The following is an 11,388-nucleotide window of genomic DNA, read 5'->3' as shown; positions in this document are numbered from 1 at the left end:
CAGGTATTGTTTTTGATCTATCATCGGTTGCCGGGTTGAGCAAGTGCTGGACCCGGCAACTTCATGTTATCTCTAGCCAACGTTCCGCGGGACCGTCGGATGCAGTAGTACGATTGAGCAACGCTTACCATCGCAGTCGGACTCGCCAATTTGCCCAATGGGCAAATATCTGGGTGCAGCGGCACGCTGCAAAAAACCGGACGCCTTGCGACGCCCGGTTTTGGAAACTTTTTCCTTTAATTTTTAATCTTTAATCACCTTTGAATCAAAATTCAAAGGAACACGCATCGAGGCGGTTCTTGATCTCATCGACCATCTTTTCTTCCGCTACCTTGCCCTTGGCGGCGAAGGTGACGGAGAAGCGGACGAAGGTGCCAGCGTCATCCCACGGCACGGTGCTGATCAGCAGTTCGCGGATGAGGAATTGCGAGAAGTCTTCAGCAGTCTTGAACTCTACCTTTTCGCCAGCTGGAGTGGTGGCGCTTTGCGGAATCGCGGTGTAGAGGAAGAAGCTGCCCTTGGGCTTGCTTACGGTAAAGCCGGAGTCCGTCAGCGTCTTGACCAGCAGGTCCATTCGGCGCGAATACTTGGCGGCGATTTCCTCGGTGATCTGCGGGTTGTCCAGCGCAAGGGCGGCGGCCTTTTGGATCGCCAGGAACTGGCCGGAGTCGCTGTTGTCCTTGACGTCCGAGTAGGCCTTAACCATCAGCTCGTTGCCGCAGACCCAGCCAATGCGCCAGCCCGTCATGTTGTAGCTCTTTGACAGGGAGTGCAGCTCGATCGCCACATCCTTGCCGCCGGGAACCTGTAGGATCGACAGCGGCTTGACGCCTTCAAACACGAGGGCGGCGTAAGCGGCGTCTTGCAGCACGACGATGTTGTTCGCCTTGGCAAAAGCGATGACTTCCTCGAAGAACTCAACCGTGGCGGAAGCGCCGGTCGGGTTGTTCGGGTAATTGATCACGAGCACCTTGGCCTTGGCCAGCACGTCCGCGGGAATGCTCTTCAGGTCGGGCAGGAAGTTGTTTTCTGCGGTCAACGGTAGGTTGTAAACTTCGCCGCCGAGATACTTGGCGTGCGTGCCAAAGACCGGATAGCCGGGGGTGGTCATCAGCACGTAGTCCCCTGGGTTGATGAAGCAGGCGGGGATCATCGACAGCGCGGTCTTGGAGCCGATGCTGTGGCAAACCTCGGTCGACGCGTCGATCTCGACGCCGTAAACCTTCTGCATGTGGCGGGCGACGGCTTCCTTGAAATCCGCGCCGCCGTTGTCGGCGTAGCCACGGTTTTCCGGCTTGCCGGCTTCGGTCACAAGTGCGGAAACGACTTCCGGGAAGGCCATTTCGTCGGGCTCACCGACACCCATGTCGATCAGCTCGACTTCGGGCTTTTCCTTTTTGGCGGCGATCTTCGCGCGCTTGATCTTCTCAAACTTATAAATAGCGGTGGACTTGCCGTATTGGGCGCCACCAATGCGTTCAGCGAAAAGTTGCTGGATGTAGGGATCTTCTGACATGATGATTTCTCGAAAACCGAACACCAAAGCCTGACGGGCGCTTTGCGGCAAGTCTAAACCAACTCTCGCATAGGCATCATCCGTGAAGGGAAACCGCAGAGAACGCGGAGGACGCAGAGAGTTTTTTTCGCTTTCAAATTTTAAATTCGACCCCGCTCTGCGTCCTCCGCGTTCTCTGCGGTTTAAAATCATTTTGAATCGGGCACCTTTTCCACGCGATATTTTGCGCCCTGGGCGTCTTGATAATAACCGCCCTCAAGCGGAGTCAGCACCAAGGCATTGGTCGGCGTCTTCGAAGTTTCCACCGTCGCCGCCCCATCGTCCGCCTTGGGTTTGGCGAGCTTCATTAAAATCGGAATCACCAGCGTGAACAGCACCACGATGATCGACACCACCGCGAGCACGCGGTAGAAGCCTTCGTTGTCGATCTCTCCCCAAAACGCCGCGCAAACCATCGCCGCGAGAATACCAACCACGCCCGCCGCGACCGGCTGCACCCAGTCCATCTCCTCGGACAACTTGGGCAGTTGCAAAAGCAGCGAATGCGACAGCCCCAGCCCAACAACGATCAGCGTGATGGTGCATTTCCAAAAGACGTCGTCGCCCTGCTCGGTCCACATGGCAAAGATCAGCATCGCCGCCGCCAGAAAGTTGATCGCCACGCCGGTCCACCCGAGCGCTGGGAGCTGCCGTTTTTCCACAAACGCCGCGCAGGCCATCGCGCAAATACTGGCCGCCGAGATCGAAAACGTGGTCCCCATGATCTTGAGCTGGATCTCGCCAAACTCGCCCCCGAGCACGGTCACAATGCCAAGGATCGCGGTGATGATCAGGAAGCCGATGAAGGACTTCAGCAGGAGGTTGCGGGCGTCGTGGGTGGTCATGTTGTTGGTAATTTACGGGTGATCCTCGTAATCAGCAAGCCCAGGCCAAAGATGGTGTATTCGAGGATTAGCATAGGCCATTTGAGGTCAAAGAATAGCGAACAGGCCATGAGGGCGACAATCGCCAGAGCCCAGGCAACAGCTTGAAAGATTAAGTTATTTCTGGGCGTTTTATGCCAAAGCAGGATGCCCGCGATAATCGCCATCGGCAGATAGGCAATGATCCAAATTGCGTAATAGATGCCCACGCCCGAAAGCGCTGGGTCGCCGCAGTTGAGCAACTGAATTAAAAACCATATGGCGGCATATGCGCCTCCGAAATAGAGGACGCCAAATAGCAATGCGCTGATGCGGTTCATGGCTGGTCGGAATCAACCTTCCCCAAAGTTCCCCTCCGCCAAAAAGCGGCGGGTGAGCTCGAGGGTGCGAGGGTGGTTCATGATCAGGTAGTGGCTGGAGGGGACGATGGCGAAGTCGCGCATGCCGTCGAGTTTCGCGCTTTCCACCGAGACCTTGCCGTCGTGTGGACCGTTGAACATCCACGCGAACCACGGGTCGATCGACTTACAGCCGGCGATGACGCCTGCCTCGTAGTTTGCGGGGCCGATCTGGTTCGGCAGGGAATTTTCATCGGTCACCAGCTGCTGGCCAGGCTTACCGAAGCCCCAACGGAAGATCCACAACTTGCGCAGCCAGTCGGAGACTTCGCTGCCGTGGTTGGGCGGGGCGATGTGCACCACGCGGTGTAAGTTGTCCGGGCGGTGATGCTTTAAATACTGCCGCGCCATGATGCCGCCCATGGAAAACGTGACGAAATACAACGGGCGGTCGGCTGGGATGTCGGCACCGGCAATCGCGGGCGCGAGCTCATGCTCGACCAAGTCTTCGATTGGCTGGCGCGTGCTCGGGTAATCGATCAGCAACACGCGGCGCCCGGGCTCAGCGAGGGTGTTGATCATTCGATCGAGATGACGAAACTTCGGGCCGATGCCATCGAGCAGAATCACGGTCTCCGCGCCATCGCGCTGACCATACTCGTGCACCTTGGTTTTAGAAACAGACCACATGGGAAAAATTAGTTAGTGGGTTTATAGACCTTCGGGCTGGGCTTGCGAGGCTTTGCGTTACGTAGAAGCGGCATCTTGCCGCTTTGGTTCCAGTTGGATTCGGCAAAGCGGCTAGAAGCCGCTTCTACGCCGTAAACGTCGCCTTCGTCCTAAGCCTGCTCAGCGAGTTGCTTGAGGCCTTTGAGGTCGAGCTTGCCGGTGGGGAGCACGGGGATGGCGTCGACCTTGTGGATGATTTTCGGCGTCCAAAGGTTCGCTAAGCCGGCTTCTTTTGCTTTGTCACGCAAAGTGGAGTCCTCGATGTCGAATGTCGTAAAGAGCACCAACACTTCGCCCTTGGTGTCGTCGTTGCGGGCGGAAACGGCCATCTGCGGCGTCTCGCTTTCGGCGACGTCGAATGCCTTGGCGAGCGTGGTTTCCACGGTGCCGTGGGGGACCATTTCGCCGCCGATTTTGGAGAACCGGCTCAGGCGGCCTTCGATGTAGAGGAAGCCATCGGCGTCGCAGCGGGCGAGGTCGCCAGTGCGGAACCAGCCGTCGTCGTCGATGACCTCCTTGGTACGCTCGGGGTCGCCGAGGTAGCCGTCGAAAATATTCACACCGCGCAGGCAGAGGATGCCGACTTGGTCAATGGGCAGCTCGGCGCCGGTGTCGGGGCACTCGATGCGCGCGGCCATGCCGATGAAGAGCTTGCCCACGGAGCCGCGGCGTGTGCGCTCAACGGCAGGTGCGTCCTTGGTGGCGGGGAGGTCGGGCACGTTGACGGATGTTACGGGCGTCGTCTCGGTGAGGCCATAGCCCTCCAAATATTTCGAGTTCGGGAAGCGCGCTTCCCAGGCGTCGTGGAAACCGGCCGGCGTCTTTTCGGCACCGCCAACCACGATCTTCAGCGTCTTGAGTTTCTCGGGCTCAACGCGCTTCAAATACGGGCGGAAGAAAGTCGGCGTGCCCAGCAGGATGCTGCACTTTTCCTGTTCGATCACGTCAGCGGTCTTCTTGAAATCCAGCGGCGATGGCGTGGTGACCACCTTTACGCCGACGCCGAGCGCGGTCCAGATCTGCACCGTAAAGCCGAAGCTGTGGAAGATGGGCAGGTTCGCCATCAGCACTTCACCCGTCGGCAGCACGCCGCATTCGTTGACCTGAATGGCGTTGCCAATGATGTTGCGGTGCGTGAGCACGACGCCCTTCGGGTCGCCATCGCTGCCGCTGGTGAAGAGCAGCGCGGCCTCGGCGTTGTCGCCGCGCTCGGGAACCTGGAAGAACTTCAGCGCGCCCTTGGCCCCGAAGAACTTCAGGCTGAGCAGCGTCTTGATGATCTTCCACTTCGGGATGCTTTCGAGCAGCTCCTTGACGTCGAGTGTGTGCTCCGGCCAGGGGAAGCCTGGCATGCGGCCATCGATCTGAGTGCGCACCGGCGCGGCGGAAATCACGGTTTGCAGCTCGGCCTTCTCGAAGCAGCGTTCGAGCGCCGCCTTGCCGAGAGTGAAATTTAAATTAACCGGCGTCTTGCCAGCCAGCGACACGGCGAGGTTCGCAATGATGCCACCCAGGCCTGGAGGCAGGACGATGCCCACGCGCTTTTCGGGGCACTGCTCACGGATTACCTTGGAGAGATTCAGCGCGACGGCGGACAGCAGGCCGGCCTTGATTTCCTTGCGGCCGATGGAGTGGTCGACCACCGCAATGTCATTGGGGCGCTTGCAAAGGCGCTCCACAACCCAGCCCCCCAGGTGGCCGGTCAGTTCCGGTTTATCCTGAAAAGCGTCGGCCCCGTGATCGAGGACCGTTTGGCGAGCTTCGGCAGCAGACATGTCAGTAGAGATGGGTTCACCGAGGACGATCCGGATGGTGGGGCGTCCCAGGCGTGGCAGCTTCCAGAAGAAGCGACCACCCTTGCCACTGAAAATGGAGCCCCACAATCCGTCAAGGTAAACCGGCAGCACGGGGGCATTTGCCTTGCGGGCGATCAGGCGGAAACCGTCCTGAAACGGTGCCACGAGGCCGTCGCGCGTCAGGTGGCCTTCGGGGAAAATGACGACCGCCTCGCCTTCCTCCAAACGCGTCGCCGCGGTGCGGATGGCCGAGCGGGCCTTGGCCGGGCTGACGGGGATCACGCCGGCGATGGTCAGCACCTTGCCGAGCAGCGGGTTCTTAAAGAGCGAATCGTGGCTCATGAAGCGCAGCTTGCGCGGCAGGACGGCGCCCATGACCACGGCGTCGAGGTAGGACACGTGGTTGCTGATGACGAGCACCTTGCCGTCGCGCGGCAGGTTTTCGAGTCCCTTGACCTCGATGCGGTAGCGCAGCTTGACGATGGCGCGCATCGGCCAGTAACCCAGGCTCTGCACGAAGCTCAGGCCCATCTGCTTGCGGTGGCAGCGCAGCCGGTAAACCCCGTAGCCAATGACGCCAATCGAGACGCCGAGCAGCGTCAGCCCCAGCCCAGTCGTCGTGCCGAAACGGAAGCCGAACCAGAGCGCAAACACGGCGCCCAGTGAGATGATCAGGAAGCTAAAGGCTTGGTTGTGATTTTCGGAGGTGTCCATGCCTCCAACTAATGCGCGGGGCGTGCCAAGTGGGTTTGTGGTCGCTCTGCCTTATCGTTAACTCGTTGTTGTTTAGAAGAATAAGAATCTGATTGAATTATCTCGAATTCGATCCCCAAAAGCACAAACCTAGCATTCCATGCACTCGACATTCAATTAATGTATGCAACGATCGCAAAAAAAAAGGTAGCGCGGAGCGTCCCCGCTCCGCAAGGATTGAGGGAGATGACCAATCGGTTCGCGAACCGCGGGTTGCGCCAATCAGTTGTTACGAGCTAATCTTGCTGCTCAGCCCTGCTTGCGGAGCGGGGACGCTCCGCGCCACCTTCTCATTGATTGAAATGCAGGCCCTGGTGTTACGTGAAATCCAAGCCTGTGTTGTCTGGAATCCAGGCGTGGTTTGGAGCATCATCCGGGGCGTTGTTGGTCCTTACGTCCACGGACGTAGCGCACCTACGCCCCGGGGCGTAACGATTCTACGCCCATGAACGTAAGCCAGCTACGCCCGTGGGCGTAGGGACTAACACCAGCAGTGAACATGCAGCAACAAACGCCTGGATTCCGAACAACACAGGCTTGGATTCGGGGGCGGCACACGTGCGTCACTGCGCCTCAGATGACTTTAGTGCCGCGAAAATGATCCGGTATTCTGCCAAGTCCAAGGCACATGCGCGGATGCGGCACATGAATTCGAGCTGCGTGAGGACCTCGCCTACACGCCCGATCCTAATCCGCAGTCGCTAGCGCGGCTTTAGTACGAGGTATGACGCCTGGTGTCCACGGTCTACTTCGATCAGCACCTTCTCCGGATTCTCGACCCAAGCGTCATAAACAGTCTGCAAGGAATCCAAAGTAGAGATCGGCGAATCGCCAATCTTCAAAATAATGTCGCCACGCCCTACACCTGCTTCTGCCGCTGGGTAGCCTGCCTGCACCCCCATCACACGCACACCGTCACTGCTCTTCAGCTTCTCCTCACGCGCGACCGCCTTGGAGATTCGCTGCACGCTGAGCCCCCATTTCTCAAAGGCTTCCATGGCGCCGACTCGGCTTTCCAACGGTTCGGTGGTGATGTTCATCGTCTCCGTTTTATCGCCACGACGCACGACGAACTGAATCTCACTGCCCACCGGTCGGCTCGCAATCGAGTTTTGAATGCCCGGCAGTTGCTCAGGGAAACGACCATCCACCGCCTCACCGTCAATCGACAAAATTATGTCACCTGGACTCATGCCCGCCTTGCTTGTCGGCGACCCCGGATCGACGCTTTGCACGAGCATGCCGCGGTTGGCCTCCAATTGATAAAAATTTTCTAAATCCTGCAATGCGCCTGGCGTGATGCCCACGTAGCTACGCGTAACGGAATCAGCGAGCAGCAGCTGCTTCAACACATCTCGCGCAATGTCGCTGGGCACGGCGAAGGCGAGATTGTTCGCGCCGAGATAAGCGCGGGTGTTGATGCCTATAACACGGCCGTTGGGCAAGACAAGGGGCCCGCCGCTATTACCAGGGTTGATCGCGGCATCGGTTTGCAGCCACGTGTTAAAAGCACCCGTCTCGTAGCCCTGACCCACCGTGCGGCCTTCAAAAAAACGATTCGTGTTGGAAATAATTCCACGCGAAACAGTGCGCGTCAGGCCGTTGGGCGTGCCAACGGCATAGACGGTTTCGCCCGGCAGCAGTTTGCTGCTATCCCCAAACTCAGCATGCGAAAAACTCAGTCCACGCTTGGCAATTTCGTCCGCATCCAGCTTCACTACCGCCAAGTCGGTCCAATGGTCCCAGCCGATCAGTTTCGCAGGCACGCGCTCCAGGTTATTAAGCGTCACCGAAATGCGCTCCGCATAGGGGTTGACCACGTGGGCGTTCGTTAAAATCACGCCATCATCGGTCATAATGACACCACTGCCCACACCACGCGCCGTACGCTTGGCGCCGCCCTGAAAAGTGGTCTCCCACACATCTAATCGAACAACGCTGTCGAGTAGTCGGTCGAACTCCTGTCGGGTTTGCGAGCTCGCCTGTAGCGAATCAGTCTGCTGATGCGTACAGCCGCTCAAGACCAGAGCCACTCCCAAGACTACGAAAATCATCTGCCACAAACGTCTCTGTCCAGAACACATGCCACCAAGATGTGCAGCCCGCGCCCCAAGGCAAGCCTTGGGACTAATTGCTAAACCAGCCATGATATCTCAGGTGATTTTCGGCCTTGACCCCCACCCCCAAGCATGTTGTTAAATTCACGCTTTCTTGGGTGCCGGGCTAGCTCAGCTGGTAGAGCGACTCATTCGTAATGAGTAGGTCGTCGGTTCAAATCCGATGCCCGGCTCCATTCCAAGAAAACCGCGAACCCGTGTAGACATTAAGTCTTGCGGGATTTTTTGGGCTCTTCTTCAAAGATTGGGGACATGAGGCTTTTAAGCCATGATGCCCTTAGCTTTGATAACTAATATAGGACCTAGAGGGCGTCTAAAAACTCAATTGACCTTCGTTGGAGAGCGTCTTCGTGGTCAAAATTCCATTTCTTCACCTCGACGAAACTGGTTTCGCCTCGCTTCAGAAGCCGAAATTTCGCCTCTCGAATACATCTCCCCGACTCGATCAGACTTTTAGACGCCCTCTTAGAGGATACGTGATCTTGGACCAACAATGCCAGCGCGGTGTGGTGGCCCTTGCCGTGCGTCCCGAAGTGGAAGAGCCCGGTCGCTGCCGAGCTCAGCGGCTTCCTCGCACAACTGCCTGGACGCCAGAAGGTTAAAGTTGTTTGCATTGACCTGTCCGGCCCCTATCGAGCTCTGGTCAAAAAGTGGTTTCCAAACGCCCGAATCGTCGCCGACCGTTTCCACACCGTGCGCATCGTCATGCAACACTTCCTCGAGCTAGCACGCCAAATCGCCCCCGAGCTCAAGCACCAAAGCGGCTACCTCAAAGTCCTGCGAAAGCGACCCGAAAAACTCACCAGACTCCAGCAAAGTCAACTCACAGCCTTCTTCGCAAGCTGGCCAGCACTTCAACCGCTTTACGACAAAATGCGCGCCATCTGCGACCTGTTCAACCAAAAGCACCAGGCCAAATCATCTTGCCAAAAACACGCCAGAGCCCTCATCGACTTCATCGACGAACTCAACCAATCCAACTTCGAACCCATGAAAACACTCGCCTACTGGGCAGAGCCCATCGGGGCGATGTGGCGATTCTCGAGAAACAACTCCATCACCGAAGGTTTCCATCGAAAATTGAAACTCATGCAACGAATCGCCTACGGATTCAGACACTTTAACAACTACCGACTGCATGTTATCGCACAGTGCGGATAACCATCCAACAACTAGAACAACCAAAAAAAATGGCCCACTCCCCAATCTTTGGTGGAGACCCGGTAGACCCCTCAAAATGGCGTCCCCACGGGGATTCGAACCCCGGTCGCTGGAATGAAAATCCAGTGTCCTAGACCTGACTAGACGATGGGGACAGACCTGAAAATGGCTGTCACGATGCTATAGCAATAATGATAGGTAAGAAAATATCTTAAGTTTGCCTGAGGTGCGGAAGCATCTCTTTACTAAAGCGCTGCTTTAGTGGCGTCCCCACGGGGATTCGAACCCCGGTCGCTGGAATGAAAATCCAGTGTCCTAGACCTGACTAGACGATGGGGACAGACCTAAGAAAGGTTGTGAACGCTACTGGGAGGATTGGATTGCGCAAGTGTTTTTTTCGAAAAATTTTTCGTGCGCTTTGGGTGACACATCTCCAGCATCCCGAGCATGACCTTTGATGAGATTTGCAATGCACTGCCTACGCAAGCCCGGAGGGAAGTTGCGGACTTGCCATACCCAAAAATCGCGACTGGCAAAGTGCGCGAAATTTTCGACTTGGGCGACCGTCTACTGATTGTTGCTACGGACCGCTTATCGGCGTTTGACGTGGTGATGCCTGACGGCGTGCCCGGTAAGGGCCTCCTGCTTACGCAGATTAGCCTCTGGTGGTTTGAGCGCACGGCCTCGATCATTGAAAACCACCTCGTGCCCAATCACGACGCAGAGCTCAGCAAGGTGTTGGCTGAATTCCCGGAATGGATTCCTTATGCCATGCTGGTGCGCAAGCTGGCTCCGGTGAAGTTAGAGGCTGTGGTGCGCGGTTACCTGGCGGGCAGTGGTTACAAGGAATACAAGCAAACAGGCGAGCTCTGGGGGCGGCCATTGCCGGAAGGCCTCGAAGAAAGCAGTCTGCTGCCGGAGCCGCTTTTCACACCGACTACCAAGGCGGAAGTTGGCGATAAGGATTTGCCCGTAACTGATGCCGAAGGCGCGGCTGTGATTGGTGCAGAGCGCTATGAGCAGGTGAAGGCGGTGGCCTTGAAGCTCTTTGAGCTTGGAACCGAGTATGCTTCGAAGGCTGGCCTGATCTTAGCTGACACAAAGTTCGAATTTGGCATTGATGCAGAAGGCAAGCTCTACCTCATCGATGAAGCGTTGACGCCCGATTCGTCGCGCTACTGGCCTCAGAACGGCTACGAGGCAGGTAAACCGCAGCCCGCATTCGATAAGCAGTATGTTCGCGATTATTTGGAAACGCTCGATTGGAATAAAACGCCTCCTGGTCCAAGCTTGCCGGAAGCGGTTATACTACAGACCCGCGAAAAGTATTTGGCCGCGCTGAAAGCCCTCATGATTGACAGTTGACGGGCAAGCAATTCATCATGTGTGTCGGCGTCCGGCTGAGTTATTACGATGCATGCTACGTTTCTTTTGCGAGGAACGATGCTCAGTGATTCTCACGACATTCTGCCGACGATTAGATTGCCGACGTTGATCGTGTCCGGGACGGGGAGTTATATCCCGCCACAGTCGTAGCGATGAATCCGTAGTCAAATCCCAGGATCTGAATTCGCCAGCATTCCCGCAAAAGAAAGGGAGGCTAGCTTTGGTCCTTTAGAAAATCCGGCTATTTAAAGTCGAATCCTTCGCGATTTCTTTGGATCGAATTGGTTTTATTGGGAATTTGTGCAGCTCTGGAACCCGCATACAACCAAGACTTTACGCGACTTGTTTCGGACTCAGATAAAAACTGATTTTTTTTAAACTTTCACTTGCCAAGTGAAGAAGTGGGGCCATACTCCTACCCTTTATTGCCCGGTAGCTCAGCGGTAGAGCAGGTGGCTGTTAACCACTTTGTCGCTGGTTCGATCCCAGCCCGGGCAGCCATTTAAGGCGTTGTGCCTTAATGTGCCAGATAGGGCCTGAGCAAGTCTACCTATCTTCTCCTCAAGGAGTTGCAAATTCGAAATACTGCCCTTGTTTGTGTTGCACTGTGATGGCTTGGGGCCCTCTGAGTCGGTTGTGAGAGTACACATGGGAGTGCAGGCTCAGCCA

At 56.7% G+C, this 11,388-nt stretch carries 8 protein-coding genes and 4 tRNA genes; 4 read left to right on the top strand and 8 right to left on the bottom strand.

Annotated features, from left to right (window positions below):
- Positions 1-265 precede the first annotated feature (265 nt).
- The 6 genes from RBB62_RS18975 to RBB62_RS18950 form a co-directional block, all read right to left on the bottom strand.
- Positions 266-1,516, bottom strand: a complete 1,251-nt coding sequence (locus RBB62_RS18975; protein ID WP_309400824.1) for an LL-diaminopimelate aminotransferase — start codon at positions 1,514-1,516, stop codon at positions 266-268.
- Positions 1,517-1,704: 188 nt separating this feature from the next.
- A complete protein-coding gene (locus tag RBB62_RS18970) occupies positions 1,705-2,400 on the bottom strand; it encodes a hypothetical protein (protein ID WP_309400823.1) in 696 nt (231 codons plus the stop codon).
- Complete coding sequence (locus tag RBB62_RS18965; protein ID WP_309400822.1) at positions 2,397-2,759, bottom strand: hypothetical protein; 363 nt, start codon at positions 2,757-2,759, stop codon at positions 2,397-2,399. Before RBB62_RS18965 ends, RBB62_RS18970 begins: the two co-directional genes overlap by 4 nt.
- Before the next feature lie 12 nt (positions 2,760-2,771).
- On the bottom strand, positions 2,772-3,467 hold the full coding sequence (locus RBB62_RS18960; RefSeq protein WP_309400821.1) for an esterase/lipase family protein: 696 nt from the start codon (positions 3,465-3,467) through the stop codon (positions 2,772-2,774).
- A gap of 149 nt (positions 3,468-3,616) precedes the next feature.
- A complete protein-coding gene (locus RBB62_RS18955) occupies positions 3,617-6,016 on the bottom strand; it encodes an AMP-binding protein (RefSeq protein ID WP_309400819.1) in 2,400 nt (799 codons plus the stop codon).
- Between the two features lie 740 nt (positions 6,017-6,756).
- The gene (locus RBB62_RS18950) at positions 6,757-8,109 is read right to left on the bottom strand and encodes a trypsin-like peptidase domain-containing protein (RefSeq protein ID WP_309400818.1); all 1,353 of its coding nucleotides are present in this window, start codon (positions 8,107-8,109) and stop codon (positions 6,757-6,759) included.
- 163 nt (positions 8,110-8,272) lie between these two features.
- Between RBB62_RS18950 and RBB62_RS18945 the strand changes: the two genes are divergently transcribed.
- Together RBB62_RS18945 and RBB62_RS18940 are read left to right on the top strand one after the other, a co-directional pair.
- A tRNA-Thr gene (locus RBB62_RS18945) sits at positions 8,273-8,348 on the top strand.
- 328 nt (positions 8,349-8,676) lie between these two features.
- Entirely contained in the window at positions 8,677-9,333 is a 657-nt protein-coding gene (locus tag RBB62_RS18940) for a transposase (RefSeq protein ID WP_309400817.1), read from the top strand.
- 77 nt (positions 9,334-9,410) lie between these two features.
- Here the strand turns inward: RBB62_RS18940 and RBB62_RS18935 are convergent.
- Positions 9,411-9,488: transfer RNA gene (locus RBB62_RS18935), tRNA-Glu, on the bottom strand.
- A 107-nt stretch (positions 9,489-9,595) separates the two neighbouring features.
- A tRNA-Glu gene (locus tag RBB62_RS18930) sits at positions 9,596-9,673 on the bottom strand.
- 107 nt (positions 9,674-9,780) lie between these two features.
- Here RBB62_RS18930 and RBB62_RS18925 point away from each other — a divergent pair.
- Both RBB62_RS18925 and RBB62_RS18920 read left to right on the top strand, forming a co-directional pair.
- Positions 9,781-10,698 (top strand): phosphoribosylaminoimidazolesuccinocarboxamide synthase, encoded by a 918-nt coding sequence (locus RBB62_RS18925; RefSeq protein ID WP_425499904.1) that lies wholly within the window; start codon positions 9,781-9,783, stop codon positions 10,696-10,698.
- Positions 10,699-11,145: 447 nt separating this feature from the next.
- Positions 11,146-11,220: transfer RNA gene (locus RBB62_RS18920), tRNA-Asn, on the top strand.
- Positions 11,221-11,388 lie beyond the last annotated feature (168 nt).

This window comes from Cerasicoccus maritimus, assembly GCA_031296935.1.
Classification (GTDB): domain Bacteria; phylum Verrucomicrobiota; class Verrucomicrobiia; order Opitutales; family Cerasicoccaceae; genus Cerasicoccus; species Cerasicoccus maritimus.
This window is presented reverse-complemented; position numbering and strand designations above follow the sequence as displayed.